The 21,668-nt window shown below is 51.4% G+C and carries 20 protein-coding genes and 1 pseudogene; 18 read left to right on the forward strand and 3 right to left on the reverse strand.

The features are described from left to right. Positions 1–96 precede the first annotated feature (96 nt). The 13 genes and pseudogenes from V6C07_RS00160 (at position 97) to V6C07_RS00220 (ending at position 12,396) form a co-directional block, all read left to right on the forward strand. On the forward strand, positions 97–1,095 hold the full coding sequence (locus V6C07_RS00160; RefSeq protein ID WP_333534308.1) for a restriction endonuclease: 999 nt from the start codon (positions 97–99) through the stop codon (positions 1,093–1,095). Between the two features lie 341 nt (positions 1,096–1,436). Then, entirely contained in the window at positions 1,437–1,670 is a 234-nt protein-coding gene (locus tag V6C07_RS00165; RefSeq protein WP_442886168.1) for an autotransporter domain-containing protein, read from the forward strand. Positions 1,671–1,697: 27 nt separating this feature from the next. Beyond that, on the forward strand, positions 1,698–1,853 hold the full coding sequence (locus tag V6C07_RS00170; RefSeq protein WP_333534309.1) for a hypothetical protein: 156 nt from the start codon (positions 1,698–1,700) through the stop codon (positions 1,851–1,853). Further along, positions 1,854–1,997 carry a hypothetical protein gene (locus V6C07_RS00175; RefSeq protein ID WP_333534310.1) on the forward strand — a complete coding sequence of 48 codons (144 nt, stop codon included), beginning with the start codon at positions 1,854–1,856 and terminating at the stop codon, positions 1,995–1,997. A gap of 127 nt (positions 1,998–2,124) precedes the next feature. Next, positions 2,125–4,353 (forward strand): hypothetical protein, encoded by a 2,229-nt coding sequence (locus V6C07_RS00180; RefSeq protein ID WP_333534311.1) that lies wholly within the window; start codon positions 2,125–2,127, stop codon positions 4,351–4,353. Positions 4,354–4,396: 43 nt separating this feature from the next. Next, on the forward strand, positions 4,397–4,747 hold the full coding sequence (locus V6C07_RS00185; protein WP_333534312.1) for a hypothetical protein: 351 nt from the start codon (positions 4,397–4,399) through the stop codon (positions 4,745–4,747). After that, positions 4,737–5,081, forward strand: a complete 345-nt coding sequence (locus V6C07_RS00190; protein ID WP_333534313.1) for a DNA polymerase beta superfamily protein — start codon at positions 4,737–4,739, stop codon at positions 5,079–5,081. Before V6C07_RS00185 ends, V6C07_RS00190 begins: the two co-directional genes overlap by 11 nt. Before the next feature lie 294 nt (positions 5,082–5,375). After that, entirely contained in the window at positions 5,376–6,077 is a 702-nt protein-coding gene (locus V6C07_RS00195) for an ERF family protein (RefSeq protein ID WP_333534315.1), read from the forward strand. A 74-nt stretch (positions 6,078–6,151) separates the two neighbouring features. Continuing rightward, a complete protein-coding gene (locus V6C07_RS00200; protein WP_333534316.1) occupies positions 6,152–7,315 on the forward strand; it encodes a hypothetical protein in 1,164 nt (387 codons plus the stop codon). A gap of 152 nt (positions 7,316–7,467) precedes the next feature. Continuing rightward, positions 7,468–8,214: a Fic family protein gene (locus tag V6C07_RS00205; protein WP_333534317.1), complete on the forward strand. Its 747-nt coding sequence runs from the start codon at positions 7,468–7,470 to the stop codon at positions 8,212–8,214. Between the two features lie 98 nt (positions 8,215–8,312). Then, positions 8,313–9,284, forward strand: a pseudogene (locus V6C07_RS00210) (AAA family ATPase); the annotation flags it as partial. Between the two features lie 369 nt (positions 9,285–9,653). Further along, positions 9,654–10,685 carry a DUF3150 domain-containing protein gene (locus V6C07_RS00215; protein WP_333534319.1) on the forward strand — a complete coding sequence of 344 codons (1,032 nt, stop codon included), beginning with the start codon at positions 9,654–9,656 and terminating at the stop codon, positions 10,683–10,685. A gap of 4 nt (positions 10,686–10,689) precedes the next feature. Beyond that, positions 10,690–12,396, forward strand: coding sequence for a cobaltochelatase CobT-related protein (locus tag V6C07_RS00220; RefSeq protein WP_333534320.1), 1,707 nt, complete (start codon positions 10,690–10,692; stop codon positions 12,394–12,396). Between the two features lie 154 nt (positions 12,397–12,550). Here the strand turns inward: V6C07_RS00220 and V6C07_RS00225 are convergent, their stop codons facing one another. The 3 genes from V6C07_RS00225 to V6C07_RS00235 all read right to left on the reverse strand — a co-directional run bounded on the left by V6C07_RS00225 (position 12,551) and on the right by V6C07_RS00235 (position 15,352). Continuing rightward, positions 12,551–13,558 (reverse strand): hypothetical protein, encoded by a 1,008-nt coding sequence (locus V6C07_RS00225; protein WP_333534322.1) that lies wholly within the window; start codon positions 13,556–13,558, stop codon positions 12,551–12,553. Beyond that, a complete protein-coding gene (locus tag V6C07_RS00230; RefSeq protein WP_333534323.1) occupies positions 13,551–14,717 on the reverse strand; it encodes a tyrosine-type recombinase/integrase in 1,167 nt (388 codons plus the stop codon). The genes V6C07_RS00225 and V6C07_RS00230 overlap by 8 nt, the downstream gene beginning before the upstream one ends. Before the next feature lie 476 nt (positions 14,718–15,193). After that, a complete protein-coding gene (locus tag V6C07_RS00235) occupies positions 15,194–15,352 on the reverse strand; it encodes a hypothetical protein (RefSeq protein ID WP_333534324.1) in 159 nt (52 codons plus the stop codon). Here V6C07_RS00235 and rfbB point away from each other — a divergent pair. The 5 genes from rfbB to V6C07_RS00260 all read left to right on the forward strand — a co-directional run. Further along, positions 15,351–16,433 carry a dTDP-glucose 4,6-dehydratase gene (rfbB, locus tag V6C07_RS00240; protein WP_333534325.1) on the forward strand — a complete coding sequence of 361 codons (1,083 nt, stop codon included), beginning with the start codon at positions 15,351–15,353 and terminating at the stop codon, positions 16,431–16,433. The genes V6C07_RS00235 and rfbB overlap by 2 nt on opposite strands. Before the next feature lie 5 nt (positions 16,434–16,438). Beyond that, the gene (rfbA, locus tag V6C07_RS00245) at positions 16,439–17,332 is read left to right on the forward strand and encodes a glucose-1-phosphate thymidylyltransferase RfbA (protein WP_333534326.1); all 894 of its coding nucleotides are present in this window, start codon (positions 16,439–16,441) and stop codon (positions 17,330–17,332) included. Continuing rightward, positions 17,323–17,862 carry a dTDP-4-dehydrorhamnose 3,5-epimerase gene (rfbC, locus tag V6C07_RS00250; protein ID WP_333534327.1) on the forward strand — a complete coding sequence of 180 codons (540 nt, stop codon included), beginning with the start codon at positions 17,323–17,325 and terminating at the stop codon, positions 17,860–17,862. The genes rfbA and rfbC overlap by 10 nt, the downstream gene beginning before the upstream one ends. Positions 17,863–18,992: 1,130 nt before the next feature. Continuing rightward, complete coding sequence (locus tag V6C07_RS00255) at positions 18,993–19,340, forward strand: hypothetical protein (RefSeq protein WP_333534328.1); 348 nt, start codon at positions 18,993–18,995, stop codon at positions 19,338–19,340. Beyond that, positions 19,247–21,668, forward strand: a 2,422-nt coding sequence (locus V6C07_RS00260; protein ID WP_333534329.1) for a beta strand repeat-containing protein, incomplete at its 3' end; no start/stop codon positions are given. The genes V6C07_RS00255 and V6C07_RS00260, both read left to right, overlap by 94 nt.

Below are 21,668 nucleotides of genomic sequence, written 5' to 3' on the forward strand. Positions count from 1 at the left end.
CCTGTTTTAAAATCGCCAAGATTTGACTGTCCGTGAAGCGTGACTTTTTCATTGTAAAATCTCCAGATTGCTTATTCTCGGAAATTCTACTTTGAAATGCTACTTTTTTCTGGGGGGATTACCCTGGTTCAGGCTATCTTTGCCCCGTCAATCCTTAATGAAATGGCAGGCAATGGACGCGAAACAAAGATCAAAGACAACCCGCTGAACGAGAATTGGGCAGCATTCAAGGATTTGTGGGAGCGGATAAACAAGCGATATGCTTATACTGTGGAATTCAACGGCGACGAACTCATTAGGAAGTCCATATTCGCCATCGATGGGGAGTTGAAGGTCGCCCGTCTATCCTACACCCTTACCAAAGGCTCACAGGAAGGCACGGACTTCAATATTGAACGTACTGAAACCAAAAAACTCGGACGGGCGCACGGCGGCCTCGCAGCCTATGACATTATCGGCAAGATAGCCGGAGGCACAAGTCTTACACGCCGTACGGTCACAGCTATTCTTGAGGGCATAAAAAAGGAGCTGCTCTGGCTGTTCTGCGATAACCCCGAAGAATTTATCGCCAAGGTTGTTGTTATTATCAACAGACAGAAAGCCTCCGTCGTCGTGGATCATATCACCTATGCCCCAAGTGCCGAGGAGCCCTATTCTCAGGAAATATTCAGTATGAGCCGAGCCTCAGATGAGTACGCCAAGGCGTTCAAGGCGAAACACGCCATACAAGATTATATTTTCACCGATGGCTCAACGGCCAACAGCGTCGAACGGCGCTTTGCTGAGGACTTGGACGTTGCCGATGAAGTGATCGTCTACGCCAAATTGCCGAGAGGACCCCGAGGGTTCTACATCCCAACGCCCGTCGGCAAATACTCCCCGGACTGGGCAATTTCGTTCAAAAAGGGGACTGTGAAGCACATCTTCTTTATTGCCGGAACCAAAGGCACAATGGACAGCCTCGAACTGCGCCCGATAGAGCAAGCGAAAATATCCTGCGCCAAGAAGCTGTTTAATGAAATAAGTACCTCTGCCGTGAAGTACCATGAAGTGGACAGCTACCAGGGCTTGCTGACAGTGATGGAAACACTATGAAGAACGGTACCATCCTGAATTATTAGGGTATTAATAATCAACCGGTAAACCCCAGGCTTTGCCTGGGGACTCCCAAAGTTTGACTTTGCCAGAAATATAAAAACCTCCAGTAACGAACCGCTCAAAGTTCAATGCAGGAGGCTTTTGCTGGAAAATGAAACTTTAGCTCACTCAACTTGGGTGTGCAAGTACCATGCGATATGGATTCCAAAATATCGAAAGAAGTGACTTTTTGATGGGTTACGCACAAGGCTTGGTGAAGTATTCCATGAGCTTGCGCGGCAGAAGGCCTGAGCCTGTACGGCGGCTGGAATTATAACAATTTCGGCCTCTCCGCTGATGTGGGCTTCACTGGCAACTATAACAAGTTGGAGCAGGACTTGCCCGCTTCCATGCAAATGGGCAACCTCAAGGCTGACGTTACCAGTAACGCGTGGAAAGCGGGGCCCAAGGCCGAATACAAGTGGGAAACTCCGATGCTGGACATCATTCCGCACGTCGGAGTGCGCTATCTCGGCCTGACCACAGACGAATACAGCGTGAAGAGCGGCGGTACGGTCTTCAAGGTGGATTAGGACTTCCAGTCCACCTGGACCTTCCCAGTGGGCGTGATCTTCAGCAAGGCCATCCAGAGCGATTCGGGCTGGAACTTCAGGCCACAAGTGGAGTTGGGCGTCATTCCCGCCGCTGGCGATGTAAAGGCTACATCCCGCGCCCGTGTGCCGGCTTTCGGCGCGGAAGCGGAAATGAAAATGTAGGTGGTGGACTACGTCACCTTTGTCGGCGGCGTGGGCTTTGAAGTGGGCAAGGACAATCTGTCCCTGGGCCTCAATTACAACATTCAAGCTTCGGATCACCGCACCGGGCACAGCGTATTCGGCACAGTTAGGTACGAGTTTTAGAAAAATGAGCACGGGCCGGACAATTCCGGCCCGTGCTACATGAAATTTCCAAGCCAATATTGCATGTCATGATGGAATCGCGTAGGTTGTATTTTCTTTATATATCAACATCAAAGGGTAGCGTATTATGCTCCATATGATCGGCTTAGCCTTGGGTGCAATCATTTTTATTGGGCTGGCTGTGGCGTGTCTTCCATACGCACTGGGTGCAGCGGCCATTGGTATCGCCATCTGGTTGACATTTTCATATTGGAAAATCGCCATTCCTGTCTGGATAGGGCTCGTGGCATTAGGATTCTACGCGCATAACGAGAACAAGAAGAAAGTTAAAGAATGGAAAGAAAAAAACTCAACCCCAAAACAACTATGGGAAGTAGATGCTGCCATTGATTACATTACGCAAAGCATGATTGTTGATTCAAATGAAAAAAATAATTACAAGTTTATATCCGGTGGAGAAAATAAAATTCCTTATGGACGAGTAAATGCTTTTTTGAATTTTTTCAATTTATCTATTAATGACACTGAAGTTTTTTACTACTCTGCAATTCCAAGTAAAGACAATAAGGAGCTGCGAGAATACGGCACACTTATTACGCGCAATGGGATACATATTAGCTATCAGTTGGATAGCAAAGACCATGATGGGATATACAAATCAGAGAATATATATATTCCATTTGCTGGCGTAGTGAAGACGGAAAAAAATAAGGACAGTATTAAAATATCAATAATAAAAGATGAGTGTGAAGTTGAAGAAGATATAAAAATTCTTAATGCTAACACTACACTAACTCAAGATTCCCTTTGCATGATGTTATCAAGTATTGTTGATACTGGACTTTCAAAAACTCTTTATGATAAAAATATTATAAATAATGACTCTGAATCCTGCGATGAAAAAGATGATGCAGACAAGTACCTTGCAAGAGAGCAAAATATTTCAGATGCAAAGCGTGTTGCCGACCTATCCGGGATTGCAGGAGCGAATGTAAACTTTAATGAAACCTATTCAGAAACAAAAGGATTTATGAATGGCGAACGCGGGCACGGATATGCTGGCGAATACGTCAATAATACATTTGACAGACTTATGCAAAAAGATGTTATCAATGCCGGGCAACAGCTTGATGAGCATGGTCGGCAGTTCAAGCATGGCGCAGACAGGATTGTCAATGGTGAGGCTATTCAGACAAAGTATTACAAAACGGCTAAAGAAAGTATAGGCGCCGCTTTTCAACATAAGCAAGCAATCTACTTGAATTCAGATGGAAGTATGATGCCCATCGAAGTTCCTCGCGATCAATATAGCGAAGCTTTGACGATTATGCAGAAGCGCATTGACAGCGGACAGGTTCCCAATGCAGAACCTGGGACGCCTGCTCAAAATTTCGTAAAAAAAGGTTGGTTTACCTATAGCCAAACATGCAATGTATGTAAGGCTGGAACATTGGAAAGCCTTAGCGTCGATATAACAAGTGGTATTATTTCTTCATCATGCGTTGGCAGCATATCCGGCCTCATGGTATTTGCCGCATGCATTTGGAATGGGAAAAACATCAAGGAAGCGGCCCAGATCAGCCTTGGTGCCACGCTCAAAACCATGGGAAAAAGCGTTCTCATTTATACGTTGACGATGCAGCTTTCACGCGATCAATTTGCAAATTTATTTGTCAAAAAATCTACCAAAGATGGCATTGCTGCCGGTTTTGAAGGAATAGCCAACCCAGTGGCTAGACTCAGCAACAGCCTTGCAAAGCAAATTAGCCAATCAGCCCTGGCTAAAACTTCAGTCGGAGAAGGTTTGGGCCTGAGAGCGGTCACTGGCCGGGCCATTATTTCTGGCACCATTATCGGGGTTGTCGTATTTGGTCCTGATCTGGTAAGAACCATGCGCGGAAGAATTTCAAAAATGCAATTGCTAAAAAACTCCGCAGTGGGTGCAAGCTCACTGGCTGGCGCGGCTGTTGGGCAAGCTCTAATACCAATCCCTGTGCTGGGGGCTATGGTCGGCGCTGTTGTTTCTGGCTTTGTCAGCAAAAAAACTCTCGATAACTTTATTGATGACGATGCAGTTGCAATGTTTCAAATTTTTAAAGAAGAATTTCTCGAATGCACAATGTGTATGGCTTTGTCAAAACATGAATTTGATGCTGTTGTTGAGAAAACAATTTGCAATGAAAAATTGCAAACAATACTTCAAGATATGTACCAGAGCGGCCTAGAGCGCCAGTTTGCGTATGAGTTTATTGATGCCACAGTTTGTGAAGTGTTGAAAAACCGCAAACATGTGAGCATTAAAATGGTTGACGAGGGCTACTTGGCCTACGGTGAAGAAGCTCTACAAGCCGCATAGCACGCTGCTCTTACTTGGCACAAACTCCGCTGAGGAACAACCTGTGCCCATCAAACTCGACCAGTCCGCCACTGCCTCGCGCAAGGCGCTTGCCCTGTTCGGCCTGTTGCTGTTCGGACGCCGAGCCTATTCGCTGAAGCAGTTAGCGGAATCCCTTGGCTGTTCCCGGCAAACCGTGCTGCGGCTTATGGAAGAGGTAGTACATACCAATATCTGCCGCATCAAATCGTGGAAGGAAGGCGGGCAGAACTGGTTGCCGTCAAAGAGGGCAAATACCCTTGGCGGGACGTGGAGCCGCGCATTCTGGAACGCCTTGCGGCAGTGGATGCGCTGCGAGAAAACGCGCCTTTCACCGGCGCATACGATACCGCCTTTGCGGAGTCTTGTGTGCTGACCTGCTATGGCGGCGACAAAGCGCCTGCGGCAGCCTCGACCTATGCCACACGCTTTGCAGAAGGCTTTTCCGTCCCAACCATACAGTGGACGCCATCCAGGCCAAACTGGACGCCACTGAGCGAAAACATGGCGTCAAAGTCCTGTACGCCATTGAATCGGGCAGTCGGGGCTGGGGTTTTGCTTCCGAAGACTCCGATTTTGACGTGCGCTTCATCTATGTCCATAAGCCGGAATGGTATCTCGGCGTCGCTCCGGAAGAAAAGCGCGATGTGCTGGAACTAGTGTCTCGCGGTTTCAATTTGAAAGCGCAACACCTTTTGTTTGGACGTTAGCCGAATCCAGAAAAGCTGCATAGGGAGTCTTGAACCCCAGACATTTTCTTGGTCTCTCCAGCTATGGTGGCACATGGCCGCGATAATCTCATCCTGTATAACCTCTTCAAGGTTCACGCCCTTGGGGAAATGCAGACGCAAAAGGCCGTTCATGCAATATTCAAGCTAGACTGCATTTTTAAAAAAATTCAGATATATATTACTACTGAAATATAGCACGCGAGTGCTTGAAAATTAATAAGTTGATCCCGGTGCGGTTGTCCGTCCGGGATTTATTATTGTAAGGAGGTAAAAATGACCCCATATCAATCAGAAAACATCACTGAATTGGCCAAGGCACTGCTTAATGTACAACGAACAGTGCAGCCCATTGCCAAGGATGCTGAAAACCCATTTACAAAAAGCTGGTACGCCAGCCTGAACAGCGTCATGGACGCCTGCCGGGATGCGCTCATCTCGAATGGTATCTGGCTGTGTCAGTATCCTGTGCCCGTGGAGCAGCCAAACTCTCTGGGGTTGGTTACCAAGTTGACGCATGCAGAGTCTGGCCAGTGGCAAAGTTCCCTTGCTGTTGTTCCCCTGCCCAAGGCTGATCCACAAGGTATGGGATCGGCCATGACCTATTGCAGGAGATACGCTCTGACCGCCATGCTGGGTATGGTCACGGAGGATGACGACGGCGAAGGGGCTAAAAATGGCAAGAGATCGTCCACACGTCCCAAACTGCCCGTAAACAGCCCGGAGACTCGAAAAGCATCTCTACCCGACCCGTCCCCCATAAACAACATTTCAGTCCCCTCAAATAGCCCGTCAGCAGCACTCGATAATCTCCCTCAGCTGGAAGGTATCGCCTACCAGCAGGTGACGGCTCAGGACGGACGCCCCTGCATCATTGCCACCGGCAACACACAGGCCAAGAAAGAACTGCTCATGGGAGCGGGCTTTCGCTGGAATGCACAACGCAAGCTGTGGTGGAAGTATGCCCATGCTGCATAACGAAAAGAACCATAAAAAACACAAATGAGAGGGCTGCCTTTGGGTGGCCCTCTTGTTTTTCAGGAGATGCAATCATGGAACACACTAACCGCACGGAGGGTTTGCGAAAGTTAATCAGACAAGGGCTGCAAACTGTTTCCCAGCAAAACACCGCCGCCCATTTGGGTGACCGCTCCACCTATGTGGGCATGAGTGACATTGGTCAGCACTGGGAATGTCCTCGTGCCGCTTTGGCCCGCAAGGTGCTTCCCGCTACTGACAGTCTGGAGCGTCTGCTGACCTTACAGCGGGGGCACTGGTTTGAATCAGGAGTTGGACAGGCGCTGGCGTCGCTGAGCCTGCATGTTTTGCCCCAGCTTGAAATAAACTGGCAGCATCAGGGCGTGCCCATCAAGGCTCATCTTGACTTCGTGCTCCTCTGGGGTGCGCCCGTAAACGCCATACGGATCCTTGAGGTCAAAAGCACGGACAAGCTACCCAACACGCCGCACGATTCTCATCTACTGCAATTACATGGACAGATCGGTCTGTTGTCCATGGCCTGGGACAAGCCTGTCTTTAGCCTTCGGGCGGCGGACGGTACGCTTTTGCATGACAAGCTGACCTTTCCCCAACTCTGTCATGCCCATTTGGGACTCAAACTGCCCACATGTGCTGATGCAGCGAGCCTGGAAGCCTGGCTGCTCTGCCTTTCCATGAAGGAGATAAAGACGTTCGGCCCCTATGGCTTCAACCAAGCTATGCTGGATACGGCTCTCGACCATGCGACTCAACTTTGGGGCGACCTCACGGCCTACCGTGCCGGGAACGTGTCCCTTTCGCAGGTGGACTGCGCCCAAGGATTTTACCCACTGTGCTCATACTGCGAATACAACAGCGATTGCCCTAAGTTTCCACAGGGTACACACCTACCACAATGGGAACCTGCTCTGGACAAGCTGGCTGTTCTCAAAAAACAGCGAATCACTTTGGATGCTGAAATTAAGGAGATGGAAGCCGTACTCAAGCTGGTGCATCGGCAGGCTGGCACTCGTGACTGGGTGAATGCTGCGAACTACCGTTTCCGTATGTCAGTGGCTACAGGCCGAACCACATTGGACAAAAATGCATTACGGGAAGAACTGTCCGATATCTTTCGTTTTGAATCTCTGGGTGACATTGACGTGGACGCCCTGTTGGCCCGCTGCGAGCGCACTGGCGAGCCTTTTGAGAAGCTGAGCGTCTCACCCATAAACTGAACTTCGCAAGGCTATCGCGAGGTATTATTCTGACGTTGCCCTGTGTCTAACTGGCATACCTACCATCGTTGCAAACAGGCGAGTAAATGGCATTCCTTGTGTATTTTCATATGTTACAGCATACTGCTTTAGTCATAACGCACGAGGTCTTCATGAACATATCTCCCTTTGCCGCTTTGGACGCACTCAAAGCCAAGCTGGACGCAAATCGCCCTTTACCGCCTCACATCGTTTCGCACCTGCATGAGGACATACGCATACGCTTTACCTATCATTCAAATGCGATAGAAGGAAACACCCTCACCATTTACGAAACCAAGGCTGTATTGGAGGATGGAATTACGATTGGTGGTAAAAGCATGCGAGAGCATCTGGAAATCATCGATCATAGCCACGCTATTGAGTACCTTGAAGCGCTTGTACAAAAAAATGAGCCTCTGAGTGAACGTGTTCTCAAAGAGATACACAATATCATCATGCGTAACGTTGACACTGCCAACGCGGGAAAATACCGCGAGGTGAACGTTATCATTACTGGTGCGAACCACGTTCCACCTTCAGCCACCCAGTTGCCTGAAAAAATGGAAGCTTTCTTTCGTTGGTATGAGACAGCGCGGGAATCTTTGCATCCCGTGGAGCTGGCGGCCCGCGTCCATGCAGATTTTGTAAACATCCATCCCTTCAAAGATGGTAATGGTAGGACAGCCAGACTGATTATGAATCTGGAATTGATGAAAGCGGGATTTCCCACAGTCATCATTCCGGTGGAGTCCCGACCTGAATATTACAAAAATCTCGATATTGCGGCCACTCAAGGAGATTACAGCCCCTTTACGGCTCAAGTGGCGGATCTGACCGCCAAGAGTTTTGAACCCTATTGGCGGTTGCTCGAAAGCTGACGCTCAAAAGGTTCGCACATATCTCTTAGTTTTTCACTATATACACACGCAAGAGCCTCCCTTTCAAGGGAGGCTCTTGGCGTTTAAAGGAGTAGAGTATGAATGTTTCCAATGAACTTGGTAGCCTTCAACCCACCGACCTTGATGCTGGACAGGTTTTCAGCGGCAAGCCCTCGGGCACCTTGGTCAGGGGTTACGCGACTCCATCGGCCTACACTCCAGCTATTGATCCTGGCTATGTCTTTCACGAATCCAGCCGCGATATGGTGGTCTGGTTTCTCAGTTTGCGGGAACCGCTCTATGTCTTTGGCCCCAGTGGATGTGGAAAAACGAGCTGCATCAAGCAACTGGCGGCCCGTCTCAACTATCCCGTTTTTGAAGTGACCGGACACGGAAGACTGGAGTTTGCCGATCTGGTGGGGCACCTGACGGTCAAGGACGGCAACATGGCCTTTGAATACGGCCCTCTTGCTCTTGCCATGCGGTACGGAGGAATCTTTCTCGTAAACGAGATCGATATCACTCCACCCGAAGTGGCCGCAGGCCTGCATGGCATTCTTGACGGCTCCCCCTTGTGCATCGCGGAGAACGGCGGAGAATTGATCAATCCACACCCCATGTTCCGTTTTGTCGCGACTGCCAACACCAATGGTGGCGGAGATGAGAGCGGTCTGTATCAAGGTACTCAACGACAAAATTTGGCATTTTCCGATCGTTTTATCCTTTGTGAAATGGGCTATCCAGATGCAAAAATAGAAATAGCATTGCTCAGACAACGGTTTCCGTCTCTGCCTGACAAGTTGTGCGGTACTATGGTGGAGTATGCCAATGAAGTCCGCAAACTGTTCATGGGCGATGCTTCCACCAGCAATCTGGCAAACACCATTGAGATCACCTTCTCCACCCGCAGTTTGCTGCGCTGGGGAGATCTGACCGTACGGTTCCAACCTTTGGCCCATCAAGGTATTCAGCCCGTTACCTATGCCCTTGATCGGGCGCTGGGCTATCGAGCCAGCCGCGAAACTCGTGCCATGCTGCACGAACTGGCCCAACGTATGTTCCCACAGCATACCGACGCGGACATCAAGGCAATGGACTCTGAACCAGGAGAGGACCTCCTGCAAGGAGACACAGCCCTGCGCTTTATGAAGGGCCGCTTGCGCTATGCTCCCACGGCTTCGCAGCCACGTCTCTATTTGCAGGTGGATTATAACGTGCCCGGCCAAAAACAGTCCGGTAAATTCTGGGCTGGTGAGGCCCGTACTGAAGGACTCATGCTTCAATGGGGCAAGCAAGGTACACCTGGACAACAAAAATTCATCCCTGCTGAACAGTGTGAAAACAGCAATGTAGTGCTGGAACTAGAATACCGTACTGCCAAAAAACTCAAAGAGGGCTACGCCCTTATTCCTGCCAAAAGTTCATTATAGGAGAACATCATGACACACGTTCTTTCAGACATCCGCATTCTGGACAACCTGTTAGCCCTCAACCTCAACGTCAGTCTGTGGTCGGCCCGCCGTAAAATGAGCCAGGAAGACCTGGGGGGTGCGGAGCTGCCGCCCGATGACCTGGCCTCTCTCGGATCCAAGCGCATTGCCGACCCGGAAAACCTCAAAATATTCGGCACGCTCAAGGCCCGTGCCTTCAACTACCTTGACAGGCACGGTGTGCGCTTCATGTCCGGCTGGGCCATCCCCGAAGAAAAGGCCGGGGAAATCGTACAGGAGCTGCTTCGTATCCGTAGCGATTTTCAGAAAGAAAAGGAGGCCTTTCTGGCTGGCTATGACCAGAACGTCCAGGCCTGGATTGAGAAACATCACCAGTGGGGTGAAATTATCCGTAATTCCACAGTAGGGCCGGACTATGTGCGAAATCGCATGGATTTTCGCTGGCAGTTGTATAAGGTGGCCCCGCTTGAGCAACATAATGATAATACCGCTGTACTGGAAGCAGGCCTGGCTGAGGAAGTACAAGGCCTGGGTGGCACGCTCTTTGGAGAAGTGGCCAAGTCTGCCGAAGATATCTGGCGCAGGGTGTATCATGGCAGGACAGAAGTGACCCATAAGGCTCTTTCTCCATTACGGACCCTGTATGCCAAGCTGACGGGCTTGTCCTTTGTCGAGCCGCATGTGGCCCCGGTGGCTGACATCGTGCAGGCAGCACTGTTGCGCATGCCCAAGAAGGGCAACATTACCGGACCAGATTTGCTCTTGCTGCAGGGGCTGGTTTGTCTGCTCAAAGACAGTTCGGCTCTTGTTGGGCACGCGCAGAAGATTATTGAAGGCTACGAGCCGAACTTTGTGCTGGATGCTCTCCTGGCTGGCCCAGGCAGCATACCTGAGATTGATGGCTTCACAGCGCAGTTGGATAGTTCCCTTGATGAGGATGACATGCCTGTATTGCCAGACATCGCCGTGGGAGACAGCACATTACCGCATCCTTCCATCCCAAGCCTGGGGCTGTGGTGACGCCATGATACGCTCCAAAGACATTCTCAACTGTCTGCCTCTGCTGGCGTCCGTGCTGGGTGACCAATACGGGGTGCAGGTACGTATCGGAGGCAGGGAGGCCTGCACCAATGGCAAAATCATTCATTTGCCTTCATTGCCTATGGATTGCGAGCCGGAAACGTTGGCGCTTGCCAAGGGTTTTTGCGACCACGAGGCGGCTCATATACGACACACGGATTTCGGTGTGTTGAACGCTGCCAATCTTGATCCTGTAACCTTCAACCTTTTCAATTGCCTTGAAGACTGGAGAGTCGAAAAAAAGCTGTCTGCCATTTTTCCTGGATGTCGGCAAAACCTGAACTGGTTGATACGACGATTCTTTGTAGAACAGGCACAGCCAAGGGCCGGAGGTGATCCTCCGGCCCTTGCTGTTTTGGACTATGTGCTGTTGACCGTGCGCTCTTGGGACGTGGATGCGGTCAACAGGATCCGATTGCATGCTGCCGCAATTCTGCGGAAGCAATTCCCTGGCCTCAAGGAAACGCTGGATGCCATTTTGGTCAAAGTGCGTATCCATTGCCCTGACACGGCTGCCGCCATTGCTTACGCCCGGCAATTGTCCCAGAGCATCCAGCAGTGGGAACCACAACAACAGGCGAAAAACGACGAAAGCCCGGCGCAAAATGACGGAAAAAAGGGCGATGGGCACGAAATCCCACGCAAAGGCCATGCATCCGGTACGGATACATCCATAAGGGACAACGCTGATCACAGCGATTCCGCTTCACAAGGGGATGGGATTGATCTGCCTGCTTGTGCATCTCAAGCGCAGCCCTTCGTACTCGCTGGAAGGGCCAAGAAGCAACTGACGGCTTTGCTGCATGCCGAAGCTCAAGACCTGCCGCAAAACCTTGGTGAGCTTCTGTCGGCAACACTCACCAGCCAGTTGGCGGAATCATCAGCCGAATCCTTTACTGTGGCAGTAGAAGGTTTTCGGCAGACTGGAGCATTACCAGAGGAGCAAAAGTTGCAAGCACTTCAGGCCAGCATTGCTTTGCGCACGCGCCTTCAGGGGCTTTTGCAAGCCCGGACACAAAGGCGGTGCTGCATCGGACGGCGTGGAGTTTTGCACCCTGGTTCACTGTACCGTTTGCAGGTCGGAAACCCCAGTGTCTTCCAAAAAGAATCCGTGCATCAGGGGCTTAACACGGCTGTTCATATCCTGCTGGACGTGAGCGGTAGCATGTCAGGCGCTCCCATCTATCTTGCCAAACAGGCCTGCTTTGCGGTGGCCAAGGCTCTGGAAAACATCCAGGGTGTGAATCCTGCGGTTACAGCCTTTCCGGCGTTGGCAGGCACCAGCTCTGTCTTCCCCGTCATGCGGCATGGGCAAAAGGTACCGGACTGTTTCAACATCAGTGCTTCCGGTGGTACGCCATTGGCCGAAGCCCTGTGGTGGGTTCTGCAAACCATGTTGCCTCTCAAGGAACAGCGTAAAATCATTTTGATTATCACCGACGGCGTACCTGATCGGCCCCAAGCCGCCGTAAAAACGCTGCATGTGGTTCAAAGTCTGGGCTTTGAGGTCTATGGAGTCGGCATCCAGAGCGACCACATCGCCCTACTCTTGCCGCAGACCAACCGGATCATCAATGACCTGCCTGACCTGGCTCCGGCCATGTTTGGGTTGCTGCAACAGGCGTTACTGAAAGGAGGGAAAAATGAGTAAAGCCGATTGCGGCCTTGATGCTACAACATGGCTGGTCATTGTCATTGCGGTGCTCAAAGCTGTAAAAACTATTTGGGATGAAGTGAAAGACTGAATACTATAAAACAGCGGTGGGAGTGGGATGAAATATTGCTCCCGCCGCTGACGTGATGTTCTACTTTACCGTTAAAACAGACATTTTTTCTATGCACTCTTTCGTTGTTTTTAGCCATCTTTTTAATGTTAAATTGTCTTTATCAGAAATAAATGGATTGTTAGATTTTTTAAAAATCCTAATATTATCAAGTTTAGAGTAGGTCTCTGTAAATCTAAAGTTTTTAACAGTAGTTTCAATGTTTTCTTCTGGGGAAGCCATAGTGTCATACATAAGGAGGCCGATACAGCGTGCCGCATTAGAGTTAGAGTGAAATTCATCTTGAACTAGACATTTACGCATACGGATGAATTCAGCCACCTTGCTCGTCGGCCTAGGCTCTCCATCAACGGTTTGTTCTACGGCAAAGCATGTCATCTCGTAATCAAGTTGAAAAAATTTTATCTTATTTTCAAAATTATCATCGTGATATTTATAACTAACCTGTGGATGAAAATCTTTGTTTTTCATTTCCTCTACGTAAGATTCTCCTCCTGTAAAGATACTGCCGCTGAAAAGCCTGTAAGTAGTCACGCGGGCTCTTTGTTCTTGGTTGTTGCAGAAAGGAAGAGGTGGCAGAGGCATCGAATTGTTTTTAATAAAAAAATTAATAATATCGACGGAAGTGCATATATTATCAATATCCCATAAATAATAACCAAATCTGATAGAAAAGACATATAACTTTATAGCTGCTTGAAACTCATCAACACTTAAATTCTCTAATGGAAAGGATGACTTTCCGTCATGAATCTTGCAAGCTACTGCATTAATTATGCATCTAAGTGTGTAGCTATCCTCCTCGATATAATTAGATAGGATATCTAGACTGTCTTTGCTATGAGAAATCCAATCACTATAATTTTTATGTATACACTTTGCGGTGTATACATATTTCCAATAATCGCCGGCGAGAAGATTGCGAACCTCAATCTCTTCTGAGATTTTAAATTTTTTGTTGTTCATCCTATAGTTCGCAACGTCCTCTTCTGGAATAGCTTCTAACACTTTTTTGAAGTTTTTAGGCATCTTTATTCTTTCCAGTAATTTTTGTAGAAGAACTATTCAAGATAGAATCTGCTACATTAGCAGCACGTTTCATAGCCTCATCCGCTAGATGGGCGTACCTCTGGGTCATTTGTGGGCTGGAGTGCGTCAACAATTTCTGTAGGGTATATAAGTCAACCTTCCCGCTGGATGCAAGAAATGACGCATAAGCATGACGCAACCCATGAAGAGGGCGAAAATCTTCTGGCAACCCTGCGTTTTTTTTAACCCTCCGCGCAATTCGGCGAAAATCTGTCCTTTGTTCTCCATTTTTTCCAGGAAAAACAAACACACTATTTGTACGGCTGATATTAAGCAAGATTGAGTGGGCAGCATCACTCATTGGAATGTACTCAGTCGTTCCTTTCTTGGCAGACTCGCCACGCAACGTGATAATTTTTCTTTCAAAGTCACAGTCGTCCCATCGCAGTGCGAGAAGTGCTCCTTTACGCATGCCAGTCACCATCGCCAGTCGGATTAATGCCGCTGCATCTTGATCGGGTTCCGCATCAAGAGCTTCAAGTAGTTTGCCTAATTGTTCCTCCGTAAGAGCTTCTGTTCGTTGCCCATCAACACGAATTGATTCAATTACGAGTCGCCCCGGTTGAAGCGGAGGGCAAAGGGCACGTTTGACCCCAAAGTTGATGATGGCTCGCAGTTGGGAAATTGCTCGTTGGATCGTACCTTCGGATTTACCAGCCTTGAGGCTTTCCGTTTTGAAAGTATCAATGTCAGCTGTTATGATTTCTTCTGGGATTTTTCCCCCAAAGCGTGAGCCAATGTGTGTGTTGTATCGACTGATGTCACGTTGACGGCCTTTGTGTTCAGGATGTGCTTCTTGATATGCCTCCCAAATTTTATCTAACGTCCAGCGGCTTTGCTGCGCCTGGCTGGCTTCGGCGTAGGCCTTTCTTTTTTCCGTATTGGGCTGATCCTTGCCACGCATTCTGTCCGCCCGTATCTGTGCTGCCTTTGCTTCCGTCATGCCGCGAGACGCTTTACCAACTGGTTCCTCTATAAGCTTTGCCTCGCGTCCACCCTGCCGGTACACAATGTAGTACGTACGTTCCTTATGGTCGGCATCAAGCCTAAAGTAGACCCCAGCATATTTTTGAGATTTTTCGCGTTTCGATTTTTTCATGGCTATCCTCGGCTGCGTGTTGGGAGACTTCCCTTCCCAACACCTTTCCCAACACACATTATGAAATGACGTAAAAATTGATGGTAGTCAATGCAACAGAAGTTTATAAAAATTCAATAATTATATTGACTAGAAAAAATTAGTAAAAAGTCATAGAAATACCATACGCGCCTTCGCAAGGCGGGGGTCGAGGGTTCAAATCCCTTCTTCTCCACCATTTTTTCAAGGGGTTGCCTGAGTACAGGTAACCCCTTCTTTTGTGCGTTGTTTTCAGCCGCGGCCTGACCGGCCGCCGGTTTTTCCGCGGTTGTCACAATGCTGAATCTTTTGCTAACGTGCTGAATACGCTGATGCGCTCATTGCTGCCATGTTTTCTGGAAACAGGTACAATTTTAGAGCAGTTTATCTGCGCGGTTAAACATCGGAGCGGGCGTCTTGGGAGCATTGAGAATAGATATTCTCAATGCGAAAATGCTCTAGAGCAGTTTACGAATGAAACGAGTCAACTGCTCTGCAAGGATTTTCCTGAAAATTCTTGCCACGAAATGCGAGCAGGCAGGCTTTTGCCTGCCGTAAGCAAGCATTTCAAGTGTTAAATGCTCTAATGAAAAATCAGATGAAAAGGATGTAGCCATGACCTGTCAACTTGTTACAGGGGGAGCGGGTTTCATCGGCTCGGCCTATGTGCTTCAGGCCCGCCGTGCGGGCATCCGCGTCATTAATCTCGACAAACTGACCTATGCGGGCAATCCCGCCAATCTGGCCGCGCTGACGGGGGACCCGGAACATGTCTTTGTGCGCGGCGATATCGGCAATGAGGAGCTGGTGGCCTTTTTGCTTGATACGCACCAGCCTGATGCCGTGGTCAATTTTGCCGCTGAAAGCCATGTGGACCGCTCCATCGTGGCTCCGGACGCCTTTGTCCGCACCAATGTACTCGGCACGGCAAGCCTGCTGCGTGTGGTCAAGGACTGGTGGCGCGGGCTTCCTCTTGAGCGGGTTGCGGATTTTCGCTTTCTGCATGTGTCTACAGATGAGGTTTACGGCGCGTTACAGCCTGGTGATCCGGCTTTTTCAGAAAGTACGCCCTACAGCCCCAACAGCCCGTATTCGGCATCCAAAGCGGCCAGCGACCACATGGTGCGCGCTTTTCACGAAACCTACGGGCTGCCCGTCCTGCTGACCAATTGCTCCAACAATTACGGGCCGCGTCAGTTCCCGGAAAAACTTATCCCTCTCATGATTCTCACCGCCCTTGAGCGCAAACCGCTGCCCGTGTATGGGCAAGGGGCCAATATCCGTGACTGGCTGCATGTGGAAGACCATTGCACGGCCATTGCCCGCGTGCTTGAGGCCGGGCAGGCCGGGCGCACCTACAATATCGGCGGCCATGCGGAGCGGACCAACCTTGAGGTGGTACATGCCGTATGCGCCATCCTTGATGACATGCATCCTTCCGCCCAGGGGCCGTATGCCGATCTGATCACCTTTGTGTCGGACAGGCCCGGTCATGATTTTCGTTATGCCATTGACTGCTCGCGCATTGAAAATGAACTGGGCTGGCGCCCCTCGCGCCGGTTTGACACGGGCTTGCGCGATACCGTGCGCTGGTATCTGGAAAACGGCGCCTGGGTAGACCTTGTGCGCAGCGGCGCCTATCTTGACTGGATGGACATCAATTACGGGCGGCGTGCCGCTGCCGATGGGGGGGAGTAAAACGTATGAGCCAATGGAAGGGCATTGTTCTTGCCGGAGGGTCCGGTTCACGTCTTTATCCCCTGACCCTGAGCGTGAGCAAGCAGCTCATGCCCATTTACGACAAACCCATGATCTATTATCCGCTGGCGACCCTGCTGATGGCCGGCATTCGCGATATCTGCCTTATTTCGACGCCCGAGCATCTTTCCCTGTATCAGACCTTGCTGCATGACGGCTCCCAGTGGGGCTGCTCCATCTGCTATGTGGAGCAGCCCCGTCCCGAGGGCCTGGCGCAAGCTTTTTTGCTGGCTGAAGAGCATATTGCCGGGCATAACACCTGCCTTGTGCTCGGGGACAACGTTTTTTTTGGCCACGGCATGCCCGATCTTACCCGCGAAGCCATGGCGCGCGACCGGGGAGCCACGGTTTTCGGCTATCATGTGCGCGACCCGCAACGTTATGGCGTGGTGGAATTTGACAGTGAGCGCCGCGTGGTGAGCATTGAGGAAAAGCCCCGGAATCCCAAATCCAATTTCGCGGTCACGGGCCTGTATTTTTATGACGCCGATGTGGTGGACATTGCCCGGTCTGTGCGGCCTTCGGCACGCGGAGAGCTTGAAATAACCGATGTGAACAATGCCTACCTGAAACGCGGCGACCTGCATGTGGAGCTTATGGGCCGGGGCATCGCCTGGCTGGATACGGGTACCCACGATTCCCTCATGGATGCCGGGGCCTTTGTGCAGGCGGTGGAAAAGCGTCAGGGACTCAAGGTGGCCTGCCTTGAAGAAATTGCCTGGCGCAACGGCTATATTTCTTCCGATGAGGTGCGCGCTCTGGCCCGGCCCATGGGCAAGACCGGTTACGGCCAGTATCTGCTTGACCTTGTGGATACGGGGATAGGGCAATGGAAGTAGCGGCAACGCCTCTGGCCGGGGTCATGCTCATAAAACCCAGAATATGGGGCGACAGCCGCGGCTATTTTGTAGAGACCTGGCAGCAGGAGCGGTACGCGGCAGCGGGCATTGACGGCCCTTTTGTGCAGGATAACCATTCCATGTCCACCTACGGCATACTGCGCGGTCTGCATTTTCAGAAAACCCGTCCCCAGGGCAAGCTTGTGAGCGTTTCTCTGGGCAGGGTTTTTGATGTGGCCGTGGATATCCGGCCCGGCTCACCCACCTTCGGCCAGTGGTATGGCGTGGAGCTGACGCAGGACAATCAGTGGCAGCTCTGGGTTCCGCCGGGCATGGCGCATGGCTTTGCGGTCACCAGTCAGGTGGCGCATTTTCATTATAAATGCACGGACTACTATTGCCCCGAAGACGAAGGGGGCATCCGCTGGAATGATCCTGACCTTGCTGTGGCCTGGCCCGTGGCGCAGCCCCTTCTGTCGGACAAGGACAAACGTACGCCTTTGTGGCGGGAGTTTCTGGCAGGAGCATAGCAGCGGCCTTTGCGTCAAGATTTCGGTATTGAACGGACGAGGCCCCGCTTTTGTCAGGTTCGCGTTGAAAGCGCCATTCCTGCCAAGAGCGGGTCTCGTGTTTTTTAGCGCAAAAACTGGAGCGCGTTTTGTTTTGAAGCGGCTCTGGCGGATGTGCGAAAAAGGGCTGCAGGTGCTGTCACAGGCTGCCCGCGTTGTTGAATGTGCACCGCTGGCGTCTTGTACGCCTCGCGAACGGAGTGCGCGGCGTTGAAACGCTCCAGGTTTGCACCTTTCCAATGGCGGCAGGCGTCTGTATGGGCTTTGGGGCATCGGGAGACGCTAGACAGTGTCGTCACGAGCGCCTTTCCCGGTATCTCTGCGTCGAACTTCGCCTTTTATTCCGGTCGAGTACCATAAGAGTACACTCCCTGCATAAAAGGCTCGTTCTCCTTGATATACCAAGCAAATTCATCTCGTGACGACTCTGTCTAGAGCAGATTAACTTTGAAAAAGGCGCATCCACGGCCAAGTGTATCTTGGCCTTGAGTCCTTTTTGTACGGCTCATTGCCTGATTGCCGCCAGCCGCACTCTATCAGAAAGGTCGTGTCGGACATGTGCGTACATAGGTTCTCCCATTGTGGCATGAAGAGACGTTACAAAATTATTTATAGTTTGACGACGCTATCCAAGCATAGTAGAAAAATTTACCCTGTTTTTAACTAGTAATCAGTATCATTATTATTGACAGTTGATCCAACATGGCTATTTAGCAAGTGTAAGCATGTGAGAACTTTCTGCTCTGCTTACGCAAGGTTGCCCAAGGCCTTGCCCAACAGCTTATTGCTCGGAATTTTTTCCTAAAGCCGAGCCCGACCGCTCGAAGGACTATGCGGTTTGGACGCGGAACAGGCCAAGTCAGGCCAGTTCCGTCTCTCAGAGACACTACGCAGCTGCGAGGCGGCTTATACGGCAGTGAACGCTATATATCCGAAGGTTCGCGCACAGCACGCCATGTTGCCACGACAACATGTCATGCTCCGCGCAATCATCAGGAAAGATTCCTCATTACCGTGAACCGTCGCCCGCCCCGAATATTTCAGATCGTACCGCTTGCTAAACATAGCTTTACGGTATGTAGGAGAATGTTATGAACACCATCATGCTTGCTCACCCCAAGGCTGGACAGCACACCTCGGTCAAGGCCATTCCCGGCAGCAGACTCAGCATGGATTTCGTGCTTGAAGATGTTACTGTTGAACGCCATGGCGAAGACCTCGTTTTCGTTTTTGACGATGGTTCGAGCTTACTTATAGAAGATTTTTACGTGGACTTCACCGGCGAAAACCTGCCGGAGTTTGAAGTTGGCGGCCAGATCGTCTCTGGCGCGGATTTTTTGCGACTATGGGACCTGACCTTGCTCCGGCCGCTGGTCCCGAGGCCACCCGCAGCGCCCGCTACAGCGAAATGGGCAATGCCGATCTGGCCTCGGGCATAGACCATCTGGATGGCCTGGACATGAGCATTCCCGGTTCCGCCGTCAGTATGGAAGGCCAATTGGCTGCGCCCCTCATGAATCTTGGCGCAGGCAACTACTCCGGCCCCGGTTCCGAGGAAGGTCCCACTGTGCCGCCCATTGAACAAAGCTTTGTGGCCGATGTTCGCGCGGTCATGTACAATACTGGCCCCAACAGTGCCGACCATGTTGTGACCACGCCCATCTTTTTCAAGAATGCCGATGGTTCCGTGCTAAACCTTGCGGGTGCGCCTGCGGGCTCCTATGCTGTCTCCTGGTCTTTCCCGGCTGATTGGGACAGCAGCTGGCTTGCCGATCCGGTGATGGAAAACGGCCAATTGATTTTCAAGCTCAGCCCCGAAGGCCTGCAAATGCTGCAGCAGACAGGCGATGATTCCTTCTTGCGCGGCTTTGTAACTGTAACCGTAACTATGAACGGCCAAACTTCGGAATACAAGGTCGAAGTAGTGGGTACGCAGGGTACTTATTTCAATTCGGCTGACTATGACGAACAATATGGCGCGGTTTCCGGCCTCGGCACGGATTATATCGGTGAATACCATCAAGGCTCCGGCCAGAACGGCAGCTACCATATCACTTCGTCCTCCAAGAATAACGATATTGTGCTGAACGACAGCCTCATTGGCGGCAGTTACGTCCACGCCAGCGGCAACCCGTCTGACATGGGGCACGACTTTAATACCGTTCTCATGAACAAGGGCGTGATCAACACTGGCGGTGCGACTGCCGTCACATCCTACGACGGCACCCTGCGCGTGCATGAGGGTATAAGCGCTGAAGGTAGCGCTGCGTCCAATTCCATAGATATGGGCAAGGGGCAGATCCACGTCAGCAACGACTCCGGGCATGGCGTATCGGCCAGCCAGGGCGTCAACACCATTTCCGGCAACCAGATTCTTGTTGAAGGCAACGGAACCGGTGTCTACGCTGAAAGCGGCGGTCAGAACAGCATAATTAACACTGGCGGCAAGACGCTTGTCATCACCGGTGAAGATGAAGGTGTGTATGCATACGGCGCAGGATCTTCCAACCACATCTCCAACCAGCAGGGCACTGTAGATATTACAGGCCAAACCCTTGAGGGGTTGGCTGCCACCAGCAACGGCGCCAACTATGTCTTCGGCAAGGACGTGAACATCACAGGCGCCTCAGGCCAGGCCGTTCCCGGCGGCGGCACGGCCGGCGCGGCGGGCATCTTCGCTTCCGGCGGCAGCAGCAATGAAGTCACCGCCATCAACGGCGACGTGACCGTCAAGGGACACAAGGGGCTGGAGGCCGTTAGCGGCGGCAGCAATGACGTGTCCGTGGAAGGTCAGGGCAACATCACCGTGGAGGGCGAGCTCTTCGGTGCCGGAGCCCTCAACCAGAGTTCCAACAATACGCTCACAGCCGAACAAGGCACGGTTACCGTCACCGCCAGCAACGGCAGCGCCCTGCTGGCCGCTGACGGCAGCAATGAAGTGACCGGCAGGAATGTGGACATCTCCGGCTCCGCCTCAGGCCTCAACGCCAGCGGCGTAGGCAGCAATACCGTCACGGGTACAGGCGGCAGCATCACCATCAAGGGCGATTCCTCCGCCGTTTTCGCAGGCAATAACACCGGCAATACCAGCAGTGACGTGCATGTGGGCAACAAGATTATTGGCGAAGGCGACACCGCCATCACCATCGAAGGCGGCACGACCGGCATGAACGCAACAGGCGGGGGCCGCAACGAAGTGTCCGGCACGGGCAGCAACGTCGTCACCGTCACCGGCTGGTTAGACGGCATGTCCGCTAATGGCTCACTTTCCGCCAACAGCATTTTGGCTGATGAAGGCACGGTGAACGTCACCGGGCAGTTCGGTGAAGGTCTTGCCGCCGTAAGCGGCGGAGCCAACTATATCATCGGCAAGGATATCAACATTGCATCCGGTGTTGCAGACAGTGAGAACGGCCAGTTCGAAAGCTTCGGAGCCGGGCTGTTCGCCACCAAGGCCGGCATCAACGAAGTCACCGCCATCAACGGCGATGTTGAGATAAAGGGTCTGAGGGGTATGGAGGCCTTGAACGCCGGCAGCAACGATGTGTCTGTGGAAGGACAGGGCAACATCACGGTTACGGGCCAGCAGTTCGGCGTCGGAGCCCTCAACCAGAGTTCCAACAATACGCTCACCGCCGAACAAGGCGCGATTACCGTCACCGCCAGCGACGGCGAGGCCCTGCTGGCCGCTGACGGCAGCAATGAAGTGACCGGCAGGAATGTGGACATCTCCGGCTCCACCTCAGGCCTCAACGCCAGCGGCGTGG

This window comes from Desulfovibrio sp. 1214_IL3152 (genome assembly GCF_036763055.1).
Classification (GTDB): domain Bacteria; phylum Desulfobacterota; class Desulfovibrionia; order Desulfovibrionales; family Desulfovibrionaceae; genus Desulfovibrio.